The organism is Curtobacterium sp. YR515, from assembly GCF_900113095.1.
Taxonomy (GTDB): Bacteria; Actinomycetota; Actinomycetes; order Actinomycetales; family Microbacteriaceae; genus Curtobacterium.
The window spans coordinates 540,293-564,667 of record NZ_FOOD01000003.1 but is presented as its reverse complement, the minus strand read 5'-3'; the positions used below and the strand labels follow the sequence as shown (position 1 = coordinate 564,667).

24 protein-coding genes are annotated in these 24,375 nt (G+C 70.7%); 7 read left to right on the top strand and 17 right to left on the bottom strand.

Going from position 1 to position 24,375, the window contains the following annotated elements; genetic code table 11:
- Positions 1-7 precede the first annotated feature (7 nt).
- From BM028_RS10840 to BM028_RS10795, 10 genes are all read right to left on the bottom strand, one after another.
- Complete coding sequence (locus BM028_RS10840; protein ID WP_070418447.1) at positions 8-286, bottom strand: PTS sugar transporter subunit IIB; 279 nt, start codon at positions 284-286, stop codon at positions 8-10.
- A complete protein-coding gene (locus BM028_RS10835; RefSeq protein WP_070418446.1) occupies positions 283-729 on the bottom strand; it encodes a PTS sugar transporter subunit IIA in 447 nt (148 codons plus the stop codon). Before BM028_RS10835 ends, BM028_RS10840 begins: the two co-directional genes overlap by 4 nt.
- Before the next feature lie 3 nt (positions 730-732).
- Positions 733-1,845, bottom strand: a complete 1,113-nt coding sequence (locus tag BM028_RS10830; protein WP_092386461.1) for an adenosine deaminase — start codon at positions 1,843-1,845, stop codon at positions 733-735.
- A gap of 132 nt (positions 1,846-1,977) precedes the next feature.
- Positions 1,978-3,267 (bottom strand): thymidine phosphorylase, encoded by a 1,290-nt coding sequence (locus tag BM028_RS10825; protein ID WP_092386459.1) that lies wholly within the window; start codon positions 3,265-3,267, stop codon positions 1,978-1,980.
- 5 nt (positions 3,268-3,272) lie between these two features.
- Complete coding sequence (locus tag BM028_RS10820; protein ID WP_070419511.1) at positions 3,273-3,671, bottom strand: cytidine deaminase; 399 nt, start codon at positions 3,669-3,671, stop codon at positions 3,273-3,275.
- Between the two features lie 163 nt (positions 3,672-3,834).
- Positions 3,835-5,124 (bottom strand): ABC transporter permease, encoded by a 1,290-nt coding sequence (locus tag BM028_RS10815; protein ID WP_092386455.1) that lies wholly within the window; start codon positions 5,122-5,124, stop codon positions 3,835-3,837.
- A complete protein-coding gene (locus BM028_RS10810; protein WP_254789525.1) occupies positions 5,121-6,482 on the bottom strand; it encodes an ABC transporter permease in 1,362 nt (453 codons plus the stop codon). Before BM028_RS10810 ends, BM028_RS10815 begins: the two co-directional genes overlap by 4 nt.
- Positions 6,479-7,999, bottom strand: a complete 1,521-nt coding sequence (locus BM028_RS10805; RefSeq protein WP_092386453.1) for an ABC transporter ATP-binding protein — start codon at positions 7,997-7,999, stop codon at positions 6,479-6,481. The genes BM028_RS10810 and BM028_RS10805 overlap by 4 nt, the downstream gene beginning before the upstream one ends.
- Before the next feature lie 75 nt (positions 8,000-8,074).
- Positions 8,075-9,151, bottom strand: coding sequence for a BMP family lipoprotein (locus tag BM028_RS10800; protein WP_070418441.1), 1,077 nt, complete (start codon positions 9,149-9,151; stop codon positions 8,075-8,077).
- A gap of 209 nt (positions 9,152-9,360) precedes the next feature.
- Positions 9,361-10,476, bottom strand: coding sequence for a mannose-1-phosphate guanylyltransferase (locus tag BM028_RS10795; protein ID WP_070418440.1), 1,116 nt, complete (start codon positions 10,474-10,476; stop codon positions 9,361-9,363).
- Positions 10,477-10,732: 256 nt separating this feature from the next.
- Between BM028_RS10795 and BM028_RS10790 the strand changes: the two genes are divergently transcribed.
- The 6 genes from BM028_RS10790 (at position 10,733) to BM028_RS10765 (ending at position 16,316) form a co-directional block, all read left to right on the top strand.
- A complete protein-coding gene (locus BM028_RS10790; RefSeq protein ID WP_254789523.1) occupies positions 10,733-11,971 on the top strand; it encodes a glycosyltransferase family 4 protein in 1,239 nt (412 codons plus the stop codon).
- A 78-nt stretch (positions 11,972-12,049) separates the two neighbouring features.
- Positions 12,050-12,499, top strand: a complete 450-nt coding sequence (gene sdhC / locus BM028_RS10785) for a succinate dehydrogenase, cytochrome b556 subunit (protein ID WP_083414140.1) — start codon at positions 12,050-12,052, stop codon at positions 12,497-12,499.
- An 11-nt stretch (positions 12,500-12,510) separates the two neighbouring features.
- Positions 12,511-12,957, top strand: coding sequence for a succinate dehydrogenase, hydrophobic membrane anchor protein (sdhD, locus tag BM028_RS10780; protein WP_070418438.1), 447 nt, complete (start codon positions 12,511-12,513; stop codon positions 12,955-12,957).
- A 70-nt stretch (positions 12,958-13,027) separates the two neighbouring features.
- Positions 13,028-14,821, top strand: coding sequence for a succinate dehydrogenase flavoprotein subunit (sdhA, locus tag BM028_RS10775; RefSeq protein ID WP_070418437.1), 1,794 nt, complete (start codon positions 13,028-13,030; stop codon positions 14,819-14,821).
- A 1-nt stretch (position 14,822) separates the two neighbouring features.
- The gene (locus BM028_RS10770) at positions 14,823-15,596 is read left to right on the top strand and encodes a succinate dehydrogenase iron-sulfur subunit (protein WP_071295792.1); all 774 of its coding nucleotides are present in this window, start codon (positions 14,823-14,825) and stop codon (positions 15,594-15,596) included.
- A 75-nt stretch (positions 15,597-15,671) separates the two neighbouring features.
- A complete protein-coding gene (locus tag BM028_RS10765) occupies positions 15,672-16,316 on the top strand; it encodes a TNT domain-containing protein (protein ID WP_070418435.1) in 645 nt (214 codons plus the stop codon).
- 74 nt (positions 16,317-16,390) lie between these two features.
- Here BM028_RS10765 and BM028_RS10760 read toward each other — a convergent pair whose 3' ends face one another.
- The 4 genes from BM028_RS10760 to BM028_RS10745 all read right to left on the bottom strand — a co-directional run bounded on the left by BM028_RS10760 (position 16,391) and on the right by BM028_RS10745 (position 19,837).
- Positions 16,391-17,026: a DUF805 domain-containing protein gene (locus tag BM028_RS10760; protein ID WP_092386449.1), complete on the bottom strand. Its 636-nt coding sequence runs from the start codon at positions 17,024-17,026 to the stop codon at positions 16,391-16,393.
- Positions 17,023-17,547 (bottom strand): DUF805 domain-containing protein, encoded by a 525-nt coding sequence (locus BM028_RS10755; protein ID WP_092386447.1) that lies wholly within the window; start codon positions 17,545-17,547, stop codon positions 17,023-17,025. Before BM028_RS10755 ends, BM028_RS10760 begins: the two co-directional genes overlap by 4 nt.
- A gap of 72 nt (positions 17,548-17,619) precedes the next feature.
- Entirely contained in the window at positions 17,620-18,564 is a 945-nt protein-coding gene (locus BM028_RS10750) for a quinone oxidoreductase family protein (RefSeq protein ID WP_092386669.1), read from the bottom strand.
- Positions 18,565-18,574: 10 nt separating this feature from the next.
- Positions 18,575-19,837, bottom strand: coding sequence for an ice-binding family protein (locus tag BM028_RS10745; RefSeq protein WP_092386445.1), 1,263 nt, complete (start codon positions 19,835-19,837; stop codon positions 18,575-18,577).
- Positions 19,838-20,023: 186 nt separating this feature from the next.
- On the opposite strand from BM028_RS10745, the gene BM028_RS10740 reads away from it, so the two are divergent.
- A complete protein-coding gene (locus BM028_RS10740) occupies positions 20,024-21,022 on the top strand; it encodes a diacylglycerol/lipid kinase family protein (RefSeq protein ID WP_083414139.1) in 999 nt (332 codons plus the stop codon).
- Between the two features lie 92 nt (positions 21,023-21,114).
- On the opposite strand, the gene BM028_RS10735 is transcribed toward BM028_RS10740, so the two are convergent.
- From BM028_RS10735 to BM028_RS10725, 3 genes are all read right to left on the bottom strand, one after another.
- Positions 21,115-22,272, bottom strand: coding sequence for a mannitol-1-phosphate 5-dehydrogenase (locus BM028_RS10735; RefSeq protein ID WP_071294737.1), 1,158 nt, complete (start codon positions 22,270-22,272; stop codon positions 21,115-21,117).
- Positions 22,269-22,706 carry a PTS mannitol transporter subunit IIA gene (locus BM028_RS10730; RefSeq protein ID WP_022907882.1) on the bottom strand — a complete coding sequence of 146 codons (438 nt, stop codon included), beginning with the start codon at positions 22,704-22,706 and terminating at the stop codon, positions 22,269-22,271. Before BM028_RS10730 ends, BM028_RS10735 begins: the two co-directional genes overlap by 4 nt.
- Before the next feature lie 85 nt (positions 22,707-22,791).
- Positions 22,792-24,348: a PTS mannitol transporter subunit IIBC gene (locus BM028_RS10725; protein ID WP_071294736.1), complete on the bottom strand. Its 1,557-nt coding sequence runs from the start codon at positions 24,346-24,348 to the stop codon at positions 22,792-22,794.
- Between the last annotated feature and the right edge of the window lie 27 nt (positions 24,349-24,375).

Below are 24,375 nucleotides of genomic sequence, written 5' to 3'. Positions count from 1 at the left end.
ACCGGCGTCAGTGTTCGCCGAGCGCCCGGTCCACCGCGGCCGTGATCTCGGCCTGGTCGAAGTGGTTCCGGATCACGATGACCTCGGCGTAGGTGGACCCGATCGCCTCGACGAACTCCTGGCTGGTGAGGATCACGTTCGCGTCGTCGGACACCTTCTGCACGGACGCGACGTCGGCCGCCACGACGGACGCGGTCAGCCCGAGCGCCGCGAGGGCCTTCTCGGCGTTCACCTTGAGGATCGCGCTGGAACCGATGCCCGCGCCGCAGATGGTGACGATCTTCATGCCGTGACCCCCATGATCGCGCGGACCTCGTCCGCGGTGGCGGCATCGGCGATCCGACCGGTCACCGAGGCGTCGTTGAACAGGTTCGCGATCTCCCCGATCGACTCGAGGTGGGTGCCGACCCCGGCGACCGCGAGCCCGAGGACCACGCGGACCGGATCGTTGTGCGGGTGTCCGAACGACACCGGCGCGTCGAGCGTCACGACGGACAGCCCGTCACGCAGCACCGCGGGCCCCGGCCGGGCGTGCGCGAACGCCAGCCCGGGCGAGATGACGATGTACGGCCCGTGTTCCTCGACCAGGCCGATCATGGCGTCGGTGTACGGCTCTGTGGCCGCTCCCGACGACACGAGGGCACCGCCGGCCAACCGGAGCGCGTCGCGCCACGAGGACGCGGTCGCCCCGAGCACGACGGCGGAGTCCGGCAGCGGCGGCAGTGGCATGCGTCAGGCCTCCTGGTGGCCGGCCGTGATGGTGGCGATGATCTCTTCGCGGTCCTCGAGCGGCAGGAACGAGCCGAGGGCCGCGTTGATCTGGAACGCCGCGAGGTCGTCGAGGTCGTAGCCGAACGTGCCTGCGAGCAGCGCGAGCTCCTTCGAGAGCGAGGTGTCGCTCATCAGGCGGTTGTCGGTGTTCACCGTGACCCGGAAGCCGAGCTGGTAGAGCACGTCGAAGGGGTGGTCGGCGAGGTCGTCGCCCCACGCCGCGACGGCCCCGGTCTGCAGGTTCGACGACGGCGAGACCTCGAGCGGGATCTCACGGTCGCGCACCCACGAGGCGACCTCGCCGAGGGAGGCGAGCGTCGAGCCGTCACCGGCGTCGGACAGGACGACGTCCTCGAAGATGCGGACGCCGTGGCCGAGGCGCAGTGCCCGCCCGTCGACGAGCGCGGAGCGGATCGAGGCGAGCCCGTCGGCCTCGCCCGCGTGCACCGTCACGGGGAAGAGCTCGGAGGCGAGGTAGTCGAACGCCGCACGGTGGTTCGAGGGCGGGAACCCGGCCTCGGCACCGGCGATGTCGAAGCCGACCACGCCGCCGTCGCGGTGCCGGACGGCGAGCTCGGCGATCTCGAGGGCGCGGTCGGCGTGGCGCATCGCCGTGACGAGCTGGCCGACGCGGATGCTGCCGCCCGCGGCGTCGACCGCTTCCTCGATGCCGGCCTGCACGGCCTCGACCGCCTGGTCGAGCGTGAGCCCGCCCTGCAGGTGCTGCTCGGGCGCCCAGCGGACCTCGCCGTAGACGACGCCGTCGGCGACCAGGTCCTCGACGAACTCCTTCGCGATGCGGTGCAGCTGCGGCGCCGTCTGCATCACCGAGATCGTGACGTCGAAGGTCTTCAGGTACTCGACGAGCGAGCCGGAGTTCGACTGGTCGGCGAACCACTGCCCGAGCTCGGCCGGGTCGGTCGTCGGCAGGGTGACGCCCGCGGCACCGGCGAGCTCGACGATCGTCGCCGGACGCAGGCCACCGTCGAGGTGGTCGTGCAGCGAGACCTTCGGCAGGTCGTTGATGACCGCTCCGGCGTCGGGCAGGCGGTAGGTCGTGGCGTCGGAGCTCATGCACCCAGGCTATCGGTGGTCACCGACCCCGCGCAGGCACCTGTGCACAACAGACGACGGGACCCACTGGAGGCTCTCCACAGCCGGGCAGGCAGCCGCAGCCCGGCCGGTGGCCGGTCCCACGGCCCGGGTTCAGCCCGCGATGCGCTCGCGCACGATCGGCCCACGCCGAGGCGCCTCGGTGCCGATCGACCACGCACCCTCGAGCGACTCGAGCGCCCGCGGGATCCGCGACGCGTCGTCGGTGTGCAGCGTCCACAGCGGCTGCCCCGCGGCGACGGTGTCACCGGGCTTGACGTGCAGCTCGATGCCCGCCCCGGCCTGCACCGGGTCCTGCGCGCGCGCACGGCCGGCACCCAGGCGCCAGGCCGAGACGCCGAACGGCAGGGCGTCCTGCTGCGCGAGCACTCCCGACGACGGCGCGGTGACGACGTGCTGCTCGCGGGCGACCGGCAACGCGGCTGCGGGGTCCCCGCCCTGCGCCTGGATCATCCGCCGCCAGGTGTCCATCGCGCGGCCGTCGGCCAGTGCGGCCGCCGGGTCGGCGTCCGGCAACCCGGCCAGCGTGAGCATCTCGGTCGCCAGCGCCACGGTCAGCGCGACGACGTCGGCTGGACCCCCGCCCGCCAACACGTCGACCGACTCCCGCACCTCGAGCGCGTTGCCGATCGTCAGCCCGAGCGGGACCTCCATGTCGGTCAGCAGCGCCGAGGTCTTCACCCCGGCGTCGTTCCCGAGGTCGACCATCGTCTGCGCGAGCTCGCGCGACGCCTCGTACGAGGGCATGAACGCCCCCGACCCGAACTTCACGTCGAGCACGAGCGCACCCGTGCCCTCGGCGATCTTCTTCGACATGATGCTCGACGCGATGAGCGGGATGCTCTCGACGGTGCCGGTGATGTCCCGCAGGGCGTACAGCTTCTTGTCGGCCGGAGCCAGGCCGGTACCGGCGGCGCAGATGACCGCGCCCACGTCGGTCAGCACCTCGAGGAGACGGTCGTTCGACAGCGCCGCCTGCCACCCGGGGATCGACTCGAGCTTGTCGAGCGTCCCGCCGGTGTGCCCGAGCCCGCGGCCCGACAGCTGGGGTACCGCGACCCCGAACGACGCCACGAGGGGCGCCAACGGCAGCGTGATCTTGTCGCCGACACCACCGGTCGAGTGCTTGTCGACCGTCGTCTTGCCGAGCGACGAGAACGACATCCGCTCCCCCGACGCGATCATCGCGAGGGTGAGGTCCTTGATCTCACGCCGCTCCATCCCGTTCAGGAAGATCGCCATCGCCATCGCCGCCATCTGCGGGTCCTCGACGTAGCCGCGCGTGTAGGCGTCGACGAGCCAGTCGACCTCGGCGGTGCTCAGGGCGCCCCCGGAGCGCTTCGTGCGGATGAGGTCGACGGTGTCGAACGGCTCGACGGCCATGTGGATCAGTGCTCCTGCTGGTAGGTGGCGAGGGTCCTCGGCCCGAAGGCGTCCGGCAGGACCTCGTCGATGGTGCGGATGCCGGAGACGGTCTCGAGGAGCATGCCCTCGGTGGAGTGCTCGAAGAGCAGCTGGCGGCACCGGCCGCACGGCATCAGGGTCGCCCCGTCGCCGTCGACGCACGTGAACGCCACGAGCTTGCCGCCGCCGGTCATGTGCAGCTGCGAGACGAGCGAGCACTCCGCGCAGAGCGTCACTCCGTAGGACGCGTTCTCGACGTTGCAGCCGGACACGATCCGGCCGTCGTCGGTGAGCGCCGCGGCGCCCACCGGGAACGACGAGTACGGCGCGTAGGCGTGCCCCATCGCGGCCGTCGCGGCGGTCCGCAGGGCGGTCCAGTCCACGTCGGACGGGAGGCGCGGCTCGGCCCCCGTCCCGTCGGCGGCGGTCCGGCCGCCGCGCCCGTCAAGGGCCGTGGCCGGGTCCGCCCAGGCGGTCGCGTCGGTGGACGCGATCTGGTCGTCGCCCGCAGCGTGCGTGTCGGTCATGTGCCGTGCCTCCTGTCCGTCAGCTCTTGATGTACGGCTTGCCGGACGCGGCCGGCCCACGCGACTGCCCGACCAGGCCGGCCACCGCGAAGATCGTCACCACGTACGGGAGCATGAGCAGGAACTCGCTCGGCACGGGCGAGTTGATCGCGCCGAGGGTGTTCTGCAGGTTCGACGCGAAGCCGAACAGCAGCGCCGCGAACGTCGCCTTGATCGGGTCCCAGCGACCGAAGATGACCGCCGCGAGCGCGATGTAGCCCGCGCCGGCGGTCATGTCCTTGGTGAACGGGCCGACCGCGTCGAGCGTGAAGTACGCGCCGCCGAGGCCCGCGATCGCTCCGGCGAGGGACACGTTCCAGAACCGGGTCCCGGTGACGTTGATGCCCACCGTGTCCGCCGCCTGCGGGTGCTCGCCGACCGCGCGGAGGCGCAGGCCCCAGCGGGTCTTGAAGAGCCCGAACGTCACGACCGCGACCGCCACGTAGGCCAGGTAGACCGTGACCCGCTGCTCGAAGAACACCGGACCGATGACCGGGATCTGGTGCAGGACCGGGATCGGGATGATCGGGAACCGGACGCCGACGTTGAGCGTGGTCTCGTTCGGCGAGAGCACCTGCGAGTACAGGAAGCCCGTCAGGCCGGAGATGAAGGCGTTGATGACGACACCGACGATCACCTGGTCGACGAGGTACTTGATGCTGAACGCCGCGAGGATGAACGACACGAGCGTGCCCGCGACGAGGGCCGCGACGAGGCCGACCCAGGGCGAGCCGGTGATGGACGCGACCATGGCGGAGCTGAACGCACCGGCGAGGAACTGTCCCTCGATCGCGATGTTCACGACACCGACGCGCTCGGAGATGACGCCGCCGAGGGCACCGAACACCAGCGGGACGCTGAGGCTCAGCGCGCCGAGCAGCAGGCCGGGGATCGGCAGGGACTTGCCGGCGGCCGCCCACGTCAGGAACCCGATGACGAACACCACGGCGAACACCGCGGTGACCCACATCGGCACGCGGCGCACCGAACGGGTCTCGACGACCGCGTAGACGGTGAGGATCGCGAGCAGCACGACCACGACGATCCCGGTGCCCACGGCCGGCAACGGCACGTCGGGCAGGGCGAAGAAGTCGCCGCTGTTGGCGAGGCGGAACGTGGTCGTCCCGGTGCGGGGCAGCAGCGCGAAGAGCACGAGGGCGATCAGCGTGAAGACGCCGTATCCGATCGCGAGCTTCCAGCTGCGGGTGGTCTCGACCGGACGGCCGGCGACCGGCGACGCGCTGGGCGCGGTGGGGCTGAGGGTGCTCACGCGGCGACCGCCTTCTTGCTGTTCTTCGTGGAGACGCGTCGACGAGCACCCGGCTGCGGGATCCGGAAGATCGCGCGGACGAGCGGCGGCGCCGCGATGAAGAGGACGATGAGGGCCTGGATGACGCCCACGATGTCGATCGGGATGCCGTTCGCGGCCTGCATGGCGTAGCCGCCGTTCTTCAGCACGCCGAACAGGATCGCGGCCCAGAACACGCCCCACGGCTTCGACCGGCCGAGCAGCGCCACGGTGATGGCGTCGAACCCGATGCCGGCGTCGATGCCGGAGGTGAACCCGGTCGTGACCGCGCCCTGTACCTGGTACGCGCCGGCGATGCCGACGAGGGCACCGGAGATGACGAGGACCCAGATGGTCAGGGACGGCACGCTCATGCCCGCCACGCGAGCGGCACGCGGGTTCTCACCGATGGTGCGGAAGCGGAAGCCGAGCGAGGACTTGTTCACGAGCCACCACACGACGACGACCGCGATGATCGCCACGACGAAGCCGAGGTCCACGCCGTAGCGCACCCCGAACAGCGGCGGGAGCACCGCGCTGTCCTTCGTCGCGGGCGAGATCGGGTTCGGGCTGCCCGGCGCCTGCAGCAGGCCCGGCGTGCGGAGCAGGTAGCTCACGAGGTACAGCGCGACGTAGTTGAGCATGATCGTGAGGACGACCTCGTTGGCACCCGTCCGCGCCTTGAGGACGCCGACGATCCCGGCCCACACCGCACCGCCGACGATGCCGGCGATGATCGTGAGCGGGATGTGGATCGCCGCGGGGCCGTCGAACGAGAAGCCGACCCAGCCGGCCGCCGCGGCGCCCATCAGGATCTGGCCCTGGCCGCCGATGTTGAACAGGCCGGCGCGGAACGACAGCGCGATGCCGAGACCGGCCGCGATGAGCGGCACGGCGTAGTCGATCGAGCGGGTCAGCGGGACGATGGCCTGCTGGAAGCTCGACGCGCCGAAGTTGACGACGGACCCCTCGAACAGCGACGCGTACGCGCCGCCGACCGCGGTGCCGATCGCCCGGAAGGTGTCGGCCGGACGGGCGAAGAAGTACCCGGCGGCCGAGCGGACGTTCTCGTCGGTGATGGCGATGAGGATGCCGCACGCGACGAGGGCGAGCACGACGGCGAGGACCGTGACGATCGCGGAGCCGTTGACGATGCCCTGCAGTGCGGCCTGCCAGCGGTCGCCGCCCTGGCGTCGCTCGGTGTCCTCGGCGGAGTCCGTCATGAGGTGCGGGGTGGACTCGACGTCCTGCAGGCGGTCGTCGGTCAGCGGTGCGTCCGGCTGCGTGTCGGCCGTCGGCTGGGCATCCGGCTGCGTGTTGTCTGGCGTGGGGGTGCTCACGCTGCCAGCTCCGTTCCTTCTGGGAGTTCTCCGGCCATCATCAGGCCGAGGACGTCGCGCGGGGTGTCCGCGGGGACGATGCCGACGATCCCGCCGCGGTACATCACGGCGATCCGGTCGGCGAGTGCCACGACCTCGTCGAGCTCCGTGGAGACGACGATGACCGGGACACCGGTGTCGCGGGTGGCGACGATGCGCTTGTGCACGAACTCGATCGACCCGACGTCGATGCCGCGGGTCGGCTGTGCCGCGACGAAGAGGCGCAGGTCGCGGCTCAGCTCGCGGGCGAGGACGATCTTCTGCTGGTTGCCGCCGGACAGCCGGCCGGCCGCGGTGGTGCGGCCCGGCGTGCGGATGTCGAACTCGGCGATCTTCTCGTCGGCGAACGCGTCGCGCTCCGCCGATCGGATCGTGCCGGCGCGGACGAACTCGGCGTGGTCGGCACGGTCGAGCATGAGGTTCTCGGCGATGGTGAACTCGCCGACGAGCCCGTCTTCCTTCCGGTCCTCCGGGACGAAGCCGACGCCGGCGTCGAGGATCTGCTTGACGGTGCGGCCGGTGAGCTCGCGCCCGTCGAGCGTGACGCGGCCGGCGTGCACCGGCTCGAGGCCGAGGATCGCCTCGGTCAGCTCGGTCTGCCCGTTGCCCTGCACCCCGGCGATGGCGAGGACCTCGCCGCGTCGGACCGTGAACGAGACGTCGTCGACGAGGACGATGCCGGACGGGTCGGTGACGGTCAACCCGTCGACGACGAGGGCGTCCTCACCACCGGTGGCCGGTGCCTTGTCGACGACGAGGGAGACGGCACGGCCGACCATGAGCGCCGCGAGCTCGTTGTTCGTCGCGGTGGGCGATGCCTCGCCGACGACCTTGCCGAGGCGGATCACGGTGATGCGGTCGGCGACCTCGCGGACCTCGCGCAGCTTGTGGGTGATGAACACGATCGCGGTGCCGGCCGCACGGAGCTGCCGCATGATGCCCATCAGCTCGTCGGTCTCCTGCGGGGTGAGGACGGCCGTCGGCTCGTCGAACACCAGGACCGAGGCGTCGCGGGACAGCGCCTTGATGATCTCGACCCGCTGCTGGACACCGACGGGGAGGTCCTCGACCTTGGCGTCCGGGTCGACGTCGAACCCGAAGCGCTCGGAGATCTCCCGCACGCGCTTGCGGGCGCCGGCGAGGTCGAGCCGGCCGCCGAACGCGGTCTGCTCCTGGCCGAGCATGACGTTCTCGGCGACGGTGAAGACGGGGACGAGCATGAAGTGCTGGTGCACCATGCCGATGCCGGAACGCATGGCGTCACCGGGTCCGTCGAAGTCCTGGACGACGTCGTCGAGGAGGATCTCGCCCTCGTCCGCCTGGTACAGGCCGTACAGGACGTTCATCAGGGTCGACTTGCCGGCGCCGTTCTCCCCGAGGAGACAGTGGACCTCACCGGGCTCGACGGTGAGCGAGATGTGGTCGTTGGCGACGAGGGGGCCGAACCGCTTCGTGATGCCGCGGAGTTCGAGCTTCATGTTCTCTGGGTCTGTTTCTGTGATCGACGCACGGAAACGCGGGCGAGGGAGGTTCCCCCGCCCGCGTTCACCGGACTACTTGACGGTCGCCTTGGTCTCGACCTTGATCGAGCCGTCGATGATGCCCGACTTGATGGTGTCGAGCTCCTTCTCGAGGCCGCTGTCGACCTTGTCGGCGTAGTCGTGGAACGGCGCGATGCCGACGCCGTCGTTCTTCAGCGTGCCGACGTACGGCTCGTTGGAGTACTTCTTGTCGGCGGCCTGCTCGACGACGTCCTTGACGGCGGGGCGCATGCCCTTCTCGACGGACGTGAACGCGATGTCCTTGTAGCGCGGGTCGGCCTCGTAGAGGTCGCTGTCCGCACCGATCAGGACGGAACCGTTGTTCGCGTCCTTGATGGCCTCGGCAGCCGACTGGTAGATCGGGCCACCGACGGGCAGGATCACGTCGGCGTCCTGGTCGATCAGGGTCTGCGCGACGGCCTTGGCCTGCGTGCCGGCCTCGAAGCCGCCCGTGAAGGAACCCTTCTGGCTGTCGACGTCCCAGCCGACGACCTTGACGTCCTTCGACTTCTGCTCGTTGTAGTACTTCACGCCGTCCGCGAAGCCGTCCATGAAGATGGTGACGGTCGGGATCTGCATGCCGCCGAAGGTGCCGACGACGCCGCTCTTCGAGTACGAGGCGGCCGCGTAGCCGGCGAGGAACGCCGCCTGCGAGGTGTCGAAGGTGATCGGCTTGACGTTCTTCGCGTCGATCGAGTTGTCGTCGATGATCGCGAAGTCGGTGTCGGGGTTCGCCGCGGCCTGCTTCTTCGTGGCGTCGGCGAGGTTGAAGCCGACGGTGACGATGAGGTTGCAGTTCTGGCCGATGAGCTGCTCGATGTTCGAGTCGTAGACGGTGGCGTCCTTGGACTCGGCCGACTTGTAGGTGGCACCGAGGTCGGACGCGGCGTCCTTCATGCCCTCGAACCCGAGCTGGTTGAACGACTTGTCGTCGAAGCCACCGGCGTCGGAGACCATGCAGGGGCGGAAGCTGGTCTTGTTGTCGCCGGACGCGGTGTCGGACGGGGCGGCCGAGCAACCGGCGAGGACGGCGACGGTACCGGCGAGCGCGAGGGAGCTCAGCAGGACCTGACGGGTACGAGATGTCACGGGTGGGTTCCTCCGGGGAGCGTGCCCGGACCACGTGCGTTCCGGGCGATCGTGGCGACAGTACACGACCGCCCGGCCGGTACAGAACGCCCCTGAGGGACTCCTGGGATCAGTTACGGGATCGCGACCGCGCCGAAACGCGCCCGTAACGCGAAGTCACGGTTCTGCCCCCAGTTCGGGGGACGTCAAGCGCTTTTCGTGATGGAGCGCTACAGGACGTCGCCGCGGCCGCTGATCTTCAGTGCATCCACCACACCCTTGACCCGCTGCGCGTTCGCACTGGTGGTCACGAGCAGGGCGTCGGGGGTGTCCACGACGACGATGTCCTCGACGCCGATGAGCGAGATGAGCCGCTGGCTGTGCGAGACGACGATGCCGCTCGACGAGTCCGCGAGGATGCGAGCGCCGTCCCCGAGCACCGCGAGGTTGTTCGCGCGGCCGCCGGACTGCAGCTTCGCGAGCGAGGCGAAGTCGCCGACATCGTCCCAGTCGAAGTCGCCGGGGATGACCGCCATGCGCCCTGCGGCGGCGGCGGGCTCGGCGACCGTGTAGTCGATGGCGATCTTCTCGAGGTTCGGCCACACCGCGTCCACGACGGCACCACGGGCCGAGGTGTCCCACGCGTCGGCGAGCTCCTCGATGCCGGCGAGCAGCTCGGGCTTCGTCCGGCCGATCTCGGCGAGCAGCACGTCGGCGCGGGCGATGAACATGCCCGCGTTCCAGAGGTAGGTGCCCTGCTCGACGTACGAGCGCGCGGTGTCGAGGTCGGGCTTCTCGACGAAGGATCGCACCGCGTGGGCGGTCGGGGCGCCCTCGATGCCGATCGGGTCGTCGTGCGCGTGGATGTACCCGAAGCCGATCGCCGGCTCGGTCGGCGTGATGCCGATCGTCGTGATGTAGCCGGCGCGTGCGGCGACGACCGCTTCGCGGACCGACCGGCGGAAGCCCCGGGCGTCACCGATGACGTGGTCCGCCGCGAAGGAGCCGATGACGACGTCCGGCTCGCGGCGGCGCAGGATCGCCGCGGCGAGGCCGATGGCCGCCGTGGAGTCCTTCGGCTCGCTCTCGAGCACGACGTTGTGGTCCTCGACGCCGGGGAGCTGCGACTCGACGGCGACCCGGTGCGCACGGCCGGTGACGACCATGATCCGCTGCTCGCCGGCCAGGGGCGCGAGACGGTCCCACGTCTGCCGGAGCAGCGAGGTGCCGGACCCGGTCAGGTCGTGCAGGAACTTGGGCGCGTCGGCACGCGACAACGGCCAGAGCCGCGATCCGATGCCCCCGGCGGGGATGATCGCGTAGAAGTCCTCGAGTGCGTCTGCCACGTGCTCACCGTACCGGTGCGGCCGGGCGCGACCTGGGTGGTTCCCGCACGCTTCCCGCACGCACGCGGTGCGGGAGTCCGCACACGGCCCCCGCAGCCGGCCCGCCGGTCGTGCGCCGCGCCTCCAGTCCGGTCGTCCACCGCCTGCAGGCGTGACCGCCCGCCGCCCGCTGACGCGGCTGTTCACCGCCTGCGTGCCGGGCGTTCACGTCGACGGCCCCGCGGGGACACGCCGCGCGCGGAGCATGGACACCGCCATGAACGCACGCAGTGTGGAGCGCGGCACGTCCCAACGGACCGTCGCCGTCGTGACCGAGAGCTTCCTGCCCACCCTCAACGGCGTCACCACCAGCGTCCTCGCGGTGCTGGACCACCTGGAACGCCGCGGTCACCGCGCGGTCGTCATCGCGCCGGACACCCCCGGCATCGCGCAGTTCCGCTCGCGGACCGCGGTGGAGCGGTACCGCTCCTTCGACGTCCACCGGGTCCCGGCCGTGGCCTACCGCCAGTTCCCGGTCGCGCTCCCCCACCCGGTGCTCGACACGATCCTCGCCGCCTCCGGCGCCGACGTGCTCCACGCCGCGAGTCCGTTCCTGCTGGGCGGGCGCGCGATCACGGCGGCCGGGAGGCTCGGCATCCCCTCCGTCGCCGTCTTCCAGACCGACGTGGCCGGGTTCGCCCGCCGCAACGGCCTGACCGCGACCATCCCGTTGGTGCGGAAGATCCTCGGACGCATCCACGCCGGCGCCTCGCTGACGCTCGCGCCGTCGAGCGCGACCGCGGCGATGCTCGCCGAGGACGGCGTCCCCCGCGTCGCGCGCTGGGGCCGCGGCGTCGACACCGAGCTGTTCCACCCCGCGCGCCGCTCGTCGGCGCACGTGCGGGCGCTCCGGCGGCGGATCGCCCCGCGCGGCGAGACCATCGTCGGGTACGTCGGGCGGCTCGCGCCCGAGAAGGAGGTCGAGCGGCTCGCCGAGCTCGGCGGCATCCCCGGGATCCGGATCGTGGTCGCGGGCGGTGGTCCCTCCCGGGCCGCGCTCGAACGCCGCCTCCGCCACCTGGACGTCACGTTCACCGGTCCGCTCCGCGGGGACGCGCTCGCGGACGCCTACGCAGCCCTGGACCTGTTCGTCCACACGGGACCGGCGGAGACCTTCGGCCAGACCCTGCAGGAGGCGCACGCCAGCGGGCTGCCGGTCGTCGCGCCGAGCGTCGGCGGGCCGCTCGACCTCGTCGCGCCGGGACTCGACGGCGAGCTGTACGACCCGGACGAGCCACAGGCCCTGCGTCGAGCCGTCCTCGCCCTGCACCACGACCGCGCCCTGGCCGAGCGGATGGGCTCCGCCGGGCGGCTCCGGGTCGAGGGGACGACGTGGGAGGCGATCGGCGACGAACTGCTCGACCACCACGACACGGCCCGCACGATCGGCGCGCCGCCCGCCACGACGCGGGGTGCCCGGACCGGTTGGCACGAGAAGGTCAGCGCACGCGCATAGGATGGGTCGTGTTCCACACGAACACGAACGGCAAGGGCTCGCCGATCGGGCGAGCCCGTCCTATGGGAGGACGAGCTCATGGCCGAGCAGACCGCAGGGGGTACGGCGACCGCCGCACCCCAGGTGACGATCGAGGCGCCGCGCGCTTCTCGGACACCGCAGGGGACGCTCTACCGGGGGTCCACCGGCATGTGGTCCTGGGTCCTGCACCGCATCACCGGTGTGGCGATCTACTTCTTCCTGCTCGTGCACATCCTCGACACCGCCCTCGTGCGGCTCTCCCCCGAGGCGTACAACGCGGTCATCGGCACGTACAAGACGCCGATCATGAACCTCGGTGAGATCGCGCTCGTGATGGCCATCGTCTTCCACGCGTTCAACGGGCTCCGGATCATCCTCATCGACTTCTGGTCGAAGGGCCCGAAGTACCAGCGGGCCATGTTCTGGATCGTGATCGTCCTCTGGGCGATCGCCATCGCCGGCTTCCTGCCGCGCCAGCTCATGAACCTCGTCGCGGACTTCAACTAGGGGGCATCCGGATGACCACGCAGACCATCGAGCCCCCGCGCTCGGCAGCAGCAGCCCGCCGCTCCACCAACTGGGAGAAGTGGGGCTGGATCTACATGCGCGGCTCGGGCGTCCTGCTCGTCGTGCTGATCTTCGGGCACCTCTTCGTCAACATGGTGGCGGGCGAAGGCGTCAAGCAGATCGACTTCGCGTTCGTCGCCGGCAAGTGGGCGTCGCCGTTCTGGCAGGTGTGGGACTCGCTCATGCTCGTCCTCGCGCTGATCCACGGTTCGAACGGCATGCGGACGATCGTCAACGACTACGTGTCGAAGCCGGGCATCCGCAAGACCCTGCTCGTCGCGATCCTCATCGCCTGCGTCGTGCTCATCGTGCTCGGCCTGCTCGTGTGCTGGACGTTCGACCCGTGCCCCGCCGGCGCAGCCGCCGCGGACCTGCCGTCGTTCTGCCCGGCCCAGTAGCCGCAGCACGCGTCCTCGACCTCGCCGCCGCACGCCCCTGCCGGCGCGGCACCACTCCTGAAAGGCCCCAGTGACCGAGACCACCGTTCACCACCACCAGTTCGACATCGTCATCATCGGCGCGGGCGGTGCCGGCATGCGTGCCGCCATCGAGGCCGGCCCGAAGGCGAAGACGGCCGTCATCTCGAAGCTGTACCCGACGCGTTCGCACACCGGTGCGGCGCAGGGCGGGATGGCCGCGGCGCTCGCCAACGTCGAAGAGGACTCGTGGGAGTGGCACACCTTCGACACGATCAAGGGCGGCGACTACCTGGTCGACCAGGACGCCGCCGAGATCCTCGCGAAGGAAGCCATCGACGCGGTCATCGACCTCGAGAACATGGGCCTGCCGTTCAACCGCACGCCCGAGGGCAAGATCGACCAGCGGCGCTTCGGCGGTCACACCCGCGACCACGGCAAGTCCCCCGTCCGCCGGGCCTGCTACGCGGCGGACCGCACGGGCCACATGATCCTGCAGACGCTGTTCCAGAACTGCGTGAAGCTCGGCGTGAACTTCTTCAACGAGTTCTACGCGCTCGACCTCATCATGGTCGACGTCGTCGGCGAGGACGGCGTCACCCGCAAGCAGCCCGCCGGTGTCGTGGCGTACGAGCTCGCGACCGGTGACCTCCACGTCTTCCACGCCAAGGCGATGATCTTCGCGACCGGTGGCTTCGGCAAGATGTACAAGACCACCTCGAACGCACACACCCTGACCGGCGACGGCGTCGGCATCGTCTGGCGCACCGGCCTCCCGCTCGAGGACATGGAGTTCTTCCAGTTCCACCCGACCGGGCTCGCCGGCCTCGGCATCCTCCTCACCGAGGGCGCCCGCGGCGAGGGCGCGATCCTCCGCAACGCCTCGGGCGAGCGGTTCATGGAGCGCTACGCCCCCACCATCAAGGACCTCGCCCCGCGTGACATCGTCGCCCGGTGCATGGTGCAAGAGGTCGCCGAGGGCCGTGGCGCCGGGCCGAACAAGGACTACGTGCTGCTCGACTGCACGCACCTCGGGGCCGAGGTGCTCGAGACCAAGCTCCCCGACATCACCGAGTTCGCGCGCACCTACCTCGGTGTCGACCCGGTCGTCGAACCGGTGCCCGTCATGCCGACGGCGCACTACGCGATGGGCGGCATCCCGACCAACACCGACGCCGAGGTCCTGTACGACAACACCACGGTCGTCCCCGGGCTCTACGCCGCCGGCGAGTGCGCCTGCGTGTCCGTCCACGGCTCGAACCGCCTCGGCACCAACTCGCTGCTCGACATCAACGTCTTCGGCAAGCGCTCGGGCAACAACGCGGCCGAGTGGGTCAAGACCGCCGAGTTCCTCCCCCTGCCCGAGGACCCGGCCGCCGGCGTCCGCGACATGCTCGCGCAGCTCCGTGCCTCGACCGGCACCGAGCGCATCGCCGTGCTCCGCAAGGAGCTGCAGGACGAGATGGACAAGAACGCGCAGGTGTTCCGCACCGACGAGTCGCTCGCCCGCGTCACCGAGACCATCCACACGCTCCGGAACCGCTTCCTGCAGGTCTCCGTGCAGGACAAGGGCAAGCGGTTCAACACCGACCTGCTCGAGGCCGTCGAGCTCGGGTTCCTGCTCGACCTCGCCGAGGTCGTCGTGTACTCCGCCCGGAACCGCAAGGAGTCCCGCGGCGGCCACATGCGTGACGACTACCCGAAGCGCGACGACGAGAACTACATGCAGCACACCATGGCGTACCTGACGGGCGACCCGCACTCGTCACTCGCCGACGACCACATCACCCTCGACTGGAAGCCAGTCGTCGTGACGCGGTACCAGCCGATGGAGAGGAAGTACTGAGATGACCGACACCCTGGTCTCCGACGCACCCCGCACCGACACCGTGCAGGACGCCCCTCCCGGATCGTTCCCGGTGACGCTCATCATCCGCCGCTTCGACCCGGACGTCGACGACGAGCCGCGCTGGCAGGACTTCGACGTCATGATGCTGCCGACCGACCGCATCCTCGACGCGCTGCACAAGATCAAGTGGGACCAGGACGGCTCGCTGACCTTCCGGCGCTCCTGCGCGCACGGTGTCTGCGGCTCCGACGCGATGCGCATCAACGGACGCAACCGGCTGGCGTGCAAGACGCTGATCAAGGACCTCGACGTGTCGAAGCCGATCTACGTGGAGGCGATCAAGGGCCTGCCGCTCGAGAAGGACCTCGTCGTCGACATGGAGCCGTTCTTCAAGTCCTTCCGTGAGGTCCAGCCGTTCCTGCAGCCCGCGACCGCCCCCACCCCGGGCAAGGAGCGCATCCAGTCGGTGGCCGACCGTGCGCGCTTCGACGACACCACGAAGTGCATCCTCTGCGCCGCGTGCACGTCGTCCTGCCCGGTGTTCTGGACGGACGGCCAGTACTTCGGCCCCGCCGCCATCGTGAACGCGCACCGGTTCATCTTCGACTCGCGCGACGACGCGGCCGACGTCCGGCTCGACATCCTCAACGACAAGGAGGGCGTGTGGCGCTGCCGCACGACCTTCAACTGCACCGACGCGTGCCCGCGTGGGATCCAGGTCACGAAGGCGATCTCCGAGGTCAAGCAGGCCGTCATGCGGGGCCGGGCCTGACGACGTCGCCGGGACGGGGCCGACGCTCGGCTCCGTCCAAGGCACGTCAGGGGCACCACCGATAGGCTCCGCTCCATGACCTTCGCGGACACCCGCCCCATCCTCGACCAGCTCGGCTACACGATCCGCTACGTGCAGCTCCCCGGAGAGACCCTGCACGAGCCCCCGGTCGAGGGCGCGCTGCGCGTCGTCGCGGTCGAGGGCACGGGCGACTTCGCGCTCGAGGTCGTCGACTACGGCACCGCGCGGCGTCTCGCGACCGCCCGGGGCGAAGCGGACGCGGTCGAGATGCTCCGTCGCTTCCTCAACCGGCCGTTCCCGGCGCCGAAGGACATCCCCCGGTACGAGCTCGACGGGCTCCGCGACCGGGCGGCGTCGACGTACCCGCAGCTCGCGCAGCAGGTGGCGCAGGCGGGCGAGCAGGGCCTCACGATCCAGGTGCCGGCCGGCGTGCCGGTGGACCGCGTCGGTGGCCCGGACGGCTACCTGCTGCACCCGCTCGACACCCCGCTGCCGCAGCGCTCACTGCCGCCGCACGTCGCGTCGGCGCCCGAGACGCACCGCTACCTGGTCGAACGGCCGTTCCTGGTGACGGTCCGGTTCGTCCAGCCCTGGTTCGACCAGCCAGGAGGCGCGTTGCGCTTCCAGACGGCGGATCCGTCCGTCACGGTGCGCGACCTGGTCGTGGACGGTTCACTCTCGCGGCTCCGGGTGGTCTGACCCGCGCCCCGACCGCACCACGACGAAGCGGCCCGCCCCCTGCCGGGGCGGGCCGCTTCGTCGTGGTGGTCGCGCTACCCGAGGTCGGGGCGGTCGTACTGCGCACCGGCCGGGTTCGACTCGAGGGCACCGAAGACGATCCCGGCGATCCCGACGAACAGCGCGATGAGCCAGAACGGTCCGGCCAGGTTCGCGTCGTGCACCCGGCGCCACCCCAGGGCCAGGCTCGGCACGATCGTCGCGAGCCACCAGAGCCCCCACACCCCGCCGATCAGCAGCGCGACGACGGGCGGCCCCACGGCGTCGGACCGTGCCACGCCGTACGCGTCGGTCGAGGTGTTCGCCGCGATCCACGAGAACAGCGCGACGAGGTAGGCCCCGAGGAAGACGAGGTTGACCAGCCCGTTGGCGAGCGCCCAGAACCAGAACTCACTCCGGCTGGCCCGCCCGTCGAACCGCGCGTACTTCTTGAAGAACCGCGTGGCGGCGTCGAGGAAGCCGATGCCGTACCAGGGTGCCCAGAGCGGGGGCGTGCCGTCCGGCCCGACGGGGATCGGGGGCTGGAGCTGCGCGTACGGCTGGCCGTACGGCGGGAACGTCTGGCCGTACTGCGGGCCGTTCTGCTGCCCGTACGGCTGCCCGGCCGGCTGCCCGGCCGGCGGCTGCTGCCCGTCCGGCTGTCCCCACCCGGGTTCGCCGCCGGTCGTCATCGCGAACCGGTCGGTCGGTCGAACCGGGCGCCCTGCGGGTTCGACGGCAGGAACATCATGATGAACACCGCGATCCAACCGAGGAACGGGATGAGCAGCAGCAGCGCGAAGAGCCCGCTGATGTTCGCGTCGTGGAGGCGTCGCACGATGAGCGCCAGCGTCGGGATGATGAGCGCGAGTCCGACGATCCAGAAGGCCGTCCCGGCGAGCGGGTTGGTCGACATCGTCGAGAAGCCCACGTACGTCGAGGAGGTCGTGGTGGTCGTCGTGCCGGTGGCCGCCGTCAGGATGCTCGTGATGATCGACGCCACCGTGCCGATGATGGTGCTCCAGAGGTACCACCACCAGTACTCGCTGCGGCTCGCGCGGCCGCTGAACGTCGCGTACTTCTTGAAGAAGCGCGAGAACGCCTTGCCGAACGAGATGCCGTACCAGGGCGCCCAGATCGGCGGCTCGCCCCCGGGCCCGGTCGGTGCGGGCTGCTGGCCGTACGGGTTCTGCGGCGGGTACTGGTCGGTCATGGGTCCCCCTCGGGTGTTGGCTGAAGTACGAGTGCGATTCAACCAGAACGCCCCGGCCACGTCCGCGCGGGGTCAGGGGACGAGCGCGAGCTTCCCGCCGGGGTGCTGCGACTCGAGCACCTCGGCCGCGGACTTCGCCTCGGCCAGCGGGAACGTCCGCGCGACGGGGACGGCGAGCTGCCCGTCGCCCGCGAGGTCGATGAGTCGCTGCCGAACCGAGTCGCGGAACGCCTTGCTCTCCGGCTGGGCTCCGCCGATCGACCGGATGCCGTCGGCCCCCGCTCGACCGAACGCGGCGATCGTGACGATGCGCGACCTGTCCGCGACGAGCGCGAGCGAGACGTCGACGGCCTCGTCGGTCCCGACGCAGTCGAGCGCCACGTCGACGCCGTCGCCCGTGCCGTCGGCCACGAGTGCCCGGACCCGGTCCTCGAGTCCGTCGCCGTAGGCGATCCACTCACCGCCGAAGTCCGCGACGGTGTCGGCGTTGCGCTCGGAGGCGGTGCCGATGACCCGCGCCCCGAGGAGGCGCAGCTGCTGCAGGAGGCTGACCCCGACGGCACCGGCGGCACCGTGCACGAGGACCGTGTCGTTCCCCGAGGCCCGGGTCACCCGGAGCATGTCCGCGGCGGTGGTGCCGGCGAGCAGGAGGTTCGCGGCTTCGGGGAAGCCGAGGGCCGCGGGCTTGGCGAACACGTCCCGTGCCGGCACCGTGAGTCGCTCGGCCCAGCCACCAGCGACCCGGAACGCGAGGACCTCGTCACCGACCGCTCCCCCGCCGGACGCGATCTCGGTGTCCGGACCGACGGCGCTCAGGACGCCCGCGACCTCGTAGCCGATCGCGATCGGCAGGTCCGACGGGTCGCCCTGCCGGGTGTGCTTCGTGTCGGCGGGGTTCATGCCCGCAGCGCGGACGTCGATCGTCACCTCGCCGGGCCCCGGGGCCGGCACCTCGGTCTCGACGTACTCGAGGACTTCGCTGCCGCCGAACCGCGGGGCCACCCAGTGCTTCGTCATGCTCCCGACGCTACGCGCGCGGTGCCGGACGTCGTCGGGCACGCAGGGTACGGGACCGCAGCACGAGCAGTGCGGAGCCGGCGACGAGGAGTGCTCCGGCGATCGTGAGCGGCACCGTCGGGTCGCTGCCGGTGAAGGCGAGTTCCGCCGGGGAGTTCCCGGAACCGCCGCTGCCCGAGCCCGCAGCGACCGGCACGGCCGGAGCGCTCGACGTCGGTGCCGAGGGAGTGGGGGTCGGCGTCGGGACCACCGCGGGAGCCCGGACGGTGAGGACGTACGTCTCGGTGTCGGCCGGGGCCGTGCCGTTGTCCGCCGTGATCGTCACCGTCGTGGTGCCGGGCGTCGTCGGGGTGCCGGAGATGACCCCGGTCGACGGGTTGATCGTGAGCCCGGGCGGCAGGGTCCCGCCGTCCGAGTACGTGGGCGCGGGCGTTCCCGTCGCCGTCACCGGGAACGAGTAGGGCGTGCCGGCGGTCGCGGCGGTGGGGGTGCCGGACGTGATCGTCGGAGCCACCGTCTCGGAGGGGGTGCCGGGGGCCGGGCACCCGGTCGGCGCGGTGATCGTGTTCGTGTCGAGCGTGACGGCAGCGGTGCGCGCGAGCAGACGCCCGACGACGGTCGCACCCGTGGTGGCCGTGACGGACTGGTCCGCGAGGACCGTGCCCTGGAACTGCGCGGCGCTGCCGATGGTCGCCGAGCTGCCGACCTGCCAGAAGACGTTGCAGGAGCTCGCGCCACCCGTGGTGAGGATGCGCGTGCCCGATCCGATCGTCAGCGTCGACGCGGCCTGGAACACCCACACGGAGTCGGCGCTGCCCGCGAGCGTCAGCGTCCCGGTGTCCGCGAGTCGCAGTGCGTCGCCGGTGTAGACACCGGGCGACAGGCTGAGGCCGTTCAGCTCCGAGACGCCGGTCTGCGTCGGGGTCAGCGATGCCGCCACGTCGTACGCGGTCGTGGTGTCGGCCTGGGCCTGGGTCGCTGCCGCGTCGGTCTGGTGCACCGTGCCGTCCACGATCCCGTTGCCGGGTCCGCCGAACCCGGTGATCGAGGTCCCCGGGGAGAGGCCGAGGTCGCCCTGGACGGTGGTGGGTCCGGTGTTCGTGACGGTCGAGGCGCCGAGGACGCCGTACGTCGCGGCCGTGCCGAGCCCGATCGGACCGTCGATGACGGTCGCGGCGGAGGCGGGACCGGAGGACGCGAGCGCCAGCGCTGCCGCCAGTCCGATCCCGGTGCCGATGAGGGTGAGTGAGCGGACGATGGGCGTGCTGGCCATGACGGCCCCTGCCTGTTCAGGAGAGGTACCGCACAGGTGTCGAAGTCACCCGGCACTCGCCGTGCCGCGAGTCTCGCTCGCGCACCTGTGCGTGAGGGTCCCGATTGCCAGGTTCGGCGGATCCGCGGGGATCGGACACACCGGTCCGCGGCGCGATCGCCTCGCGTCCGGCGGTACCGTCGACTGGTGCCCTCCACTCCCGCAGCCCCCGACCGCACGCACCGGACGGCCGGCCCGCAGCACGCGGCCGTCGTCGTGAACCCCTCCGCGGTCGACCTCGCCGCCCTCCGCTCGGCGGTCGCCACCGAGCAGGGGTCGCTCGGCTGGGCCGACACCGCCTGGTTCGAGACCGCGGCCGACGACGACGGCCGCGCCGCCGCACGCGCCGCTCGTGACAGCGCGCCCGACGTCGTGCTGGTCGTCGGTGGCGACGGCACGCTGCGGGTCGCGGCCGAGGTGCTGCACGGCTCCGGCATCCCGATCGCCCTGCTCCCGACGGGCACCGGCAACCTCTACGCACGGAACCTCGGCATCCCGATCGGTGACGTCACCGCGGCCGTCCGGTCGGCGTTCCACGGCGCTGACCGTGCCGTCGACGTCGCCTTCGCCGCGCTCACCACCGCGGACGGGGACACGACCGAGCACGCGTTCCTCGTGATGGCGGGGATCGGGCTCGACGCCCGGATGGCCGCGGACACGAACGCCGGCCTGAAGAAGCGCTTCGGCTGGCTCGCCTACTCCGACCCGATCATGCGGTCCGTGGTCGGCAACCGCCAGGTCGACCTCCGGTACCGCCTCGACGAGGGCGACGAGCACAGCATGCGGGCGCACACCGTCATCGTGGGCAACTGCGGGACCCTCACGGCGGGCCTGCTGCTCCTCCCCGAAGCGCAGCCGGACGACGGACTCCTCGACGCGGTGGCGTTCCGCCCGCGTGGCGCCTTCGGCTGGACGAAGATCGGCTACGGCCTGTCGCTCAACCGCTTCTACCACCGGACGCGCTTCGGACGGCTGCTCGCGCGCTTCCTGCCGCGGTCGCGGACACTCGGCTACACGACGGCGCGGCGACTCGACCTCGTGCTCGACGAGCCCGAACAGCTGCAGTTGGACGGTGATCCGTTCGGCCTGGTGGCCGCTGCCAGCCTGCGCGTCGAGCACGGCGGTCTCGTGCTGCGGACGGCCTGACACGGCGGTCCGACGTGGGTGCGTGACGGACGGGAGGCGCGGTGCCAGCCGGCACCGCGCCTCCAGTCCGTCAGGTGGATGCGTCGAGGACGCTAGGCGCGCGCGGACCGCACCCGGTCCGCGAACGCGGCGTGCAACGGGTGCTGCTCGTCGAGCCCGGTGATCTCGGTCACGACCTCGGCGTCGCTCCGGTCCGAGCGCAGCAGCGCCTGGAGTTCGACGCTCTGCTCGTCGTCCGGCACGTCGAAGCGCAGCGCGGCGCCCATGGCGTCGAGCAGCGCCGTCGGCTCCGTGCCGTCCTCGGCGAGGGCGGCGGCGGGCGACACGAAGCGCTCGTCGCGGGAGAGCTTGCGCAGCGGCTGTCGGCCGACGCGGGTCACGGTGTCGGGCAGGTGCGGGTTCTCGAAGCGCCCGATGATGGCCTGCACGTACGCACGGTGCACCTCGGGGTCGAGCTCGTGGCGGCGGACGAGCAGGTCGCTCGTCTCGGCGAGCACGGACTCGAGCTCGGACCGGACCGCGGGGATCGCGATGGCGTCCGAGATCTTGTCCGCCCCGGCGAGGAAGCCGTGGTACGCGACGGTCGCGTGCCCGGTGTTCACTGTGAAGAGCTTGCGCTCGATCGACGCGGCGAGGCCGTCGACGTAGTGGGCGCCGGGGATCTCCGGCTCGTTCCCGCCGAACGGCGTGCGGTCGATGGCCCACTCGAAGTAGGTCTCGACGGTGACGTCCAGGCCGGCGCCCTCGGGCTGCGCCGGGACGATGCGGTCGACCGCGGTGTTCGCGAAGACAGCCTTTGCGAGGGCCTGGTCGCGGACGTCGGCGGGGAGCGCCTCGACGATGAACTCGCGCAGGCGGTCGGTGGCGTTGAGGGCGTTCTCGCACGCCATCACGGCGATCGGCGCGGCGTCCGCGTCGCGCTGCTGGAGCGCCTTCGCGATGACCGGCGCGATGAACTTCAGGACGTTCGGTCCGACGGCACAGGTGACGATGGACGCCGTGGCGATCTCGGCGACGACGGCCGATTCGTCCTGGGCGCTGTTCAGGGCACGGAAGTTCGTGACCTCGTGGTCGCGCGCGTTCTGACCGACCTCGTGCACGGTGTACGAGTCGGCAGCGGCGAGTGCGTCGATGAGGGGCGCGGCGACGTCGGCGAAGACGACCTCGTAGCCGGCCTCGTGCAGGAGCAGTCCGACGAAGCCGCGGCCGATGTTGCCCGCGCCGAAGTGGACGGCGGTCGGGGTGCTCACTCGTTGACCTCGCCGAGGATCGACAGGATCGCGGCGGTGTCCGGTGCGTCGGTCAGCTTCTGGACCTCGTCCTCGTCGCTGAACACGATCGCGATCTTGGACAGGATGTCGAGGTGCTCGTTGTTGACGCCCGCGATGCCGACGACGAAGCGGACGGGGTTGCCGTCCCAGTCGATCGGGGTCGCGTAGCGGATGAACGACAGCGCCGAGGACTTGATGGCGTCCTTCGCGTCGTTCGTGCCGTGCGGGATGGCGAGGAAGTTCCCCATGTAGGTCGAGACGCTCTTCTCGCGCTCGAGCATCGCCGGGTAGTAGTCCGCCGTGACCGCGCCTGCAGCCTCGAGGATCTCGGCAGCCTCCTTCATCGCCTCCGACTTGGTCGGTGCGGTGTCCTCGGTGTGGATCCGGATCTGGCTCTCCTGCAGGACGGGCATCGGGGTTCTCCTTGCTTCGTGACGTGGCGTCGTGGACGTGTGGAGGGGACGAGCCGTGGCCCGTCCCCTCCGATACTGCACTTCGTTACTGGTTCTTGAGCTGTTCGACGACCTGGTCGTACTGCGGCGCGTTCATGAAGTTGCCGACCGACACGTGCTGTGCGTTCGGGTTCTTCTGCTTCGCGCGCTCCGTCAGCTCCTCCTGCGTGATGATCAGGTCCTCGTCACCGGAGAGGTTCGCGATCGCCTTGTTGGAGACCGTGACCCCTTCGATGCCCGCCTTCTTGATCTTGTTGCGGAGGACGCTGGCGCCCATCGCGCTGGAGCCCATGCCGGCGTCGCAGGCGAACACGAGGTTCTGGACGCGGGTCGCGGTCGCGGTGGTCGCCGAACCGACGCCACCGAGCGAGGCCTCGGCCTCCTCCTCGTTCGCCGGGGAGTTGTTGCCGAGCAGGCCCGAGGTCGCGGCGTTGACGTCGCGGCCCTTGTTCGCCTGGAGCTTCGCCATCGCGGCGCTCATGTCGCCGCCACCGTTCGCGAGGTCACGCTTGCGGGTCGCGATGAGGAAGAACGACGCGACCGCGAACGACACCGCTGCGGACAGGATGACCGAGAGGATGACGCCGAGGAAGCTGTCCTTCGCCGTCGCACCGAGCACCGCGAAGATCGATCCGGGCGACGCCGGGGCGACGAGACCGGAGTGGAACGCGACGTTGGTCGCGACGCCCGTGGCACCACCGAGGATGACGGCGATGAACAGGACCGGCTTCTGCAGCACGTACGGGAAGTAGATCTCGTGGATGCCGCCGAGGAACTGGATGATGATCGCGCCGGGAGCGGTCGAGCGGGCGATGCCGACACCGAAGAAGGTGAAGGCGAGCAGGATGCCGAGACCCGGGCCGGGGTTCGCCTCGAGCAGGAAGAGGATGCTCTTGCCGGACTCCTGGACCTGCTGCGCGCCGAGCTGGTCGAGCACACCGTGGTTGATGGCGTTGTTGAGGAAGAACACCTTGGCCGGCTCGATGATCACGCTGGCGAGCGGGAGCAGCGAGTGCTGGACGAGGAAGTTCACCGCGTCGCCGAGGCCCTCGGCGATGAGCTTGAACAGCGGCGCGAGCCAGAAGAACCCGGCCATGGCCAACCCGAAGCCGAGGATGCCGGCCGCGTAGTTGTTCACGAGCATCTCGAAGCCCGGCTTGATCTTGCCGTCCCAGAGCTTGTCGATCTGCTTGATGAGGTACGCGCCGAGCGGCCCGCAGATCATCGCGCCGAGGATCATCGTCGTGCCGTTGGCGCCGATGATGACACCCATGGTCATGATCGAACCGACCACCGCACCACGGGTCTCGTAGACCATCCGGCCACCCTGGATCGCGATCGCGAGCGGGATGAGGTAGGTCAGGATCGGGCCGACGAGGCCGACGTTCGCGACGCCGCCCGTCTCACCGAAGCCGCCGAGGATGCCCACGGGCGTCCAACCGGTCTCGATGAAGAAGGCGGTGATGATGCCCCACGCGATGAAGATCGCGATGTTGGGCATGACCATGCCGGAGAGGAACGTGCCGAACTTCTGAACGGCGACGCGTGCGCCGCCCCGCGACTTCGCGGGAGCGTCGGGCGCTGCAACGGACGACGTTGTCATGTGCGGTGACTTTCTGTGAGGTGCTGC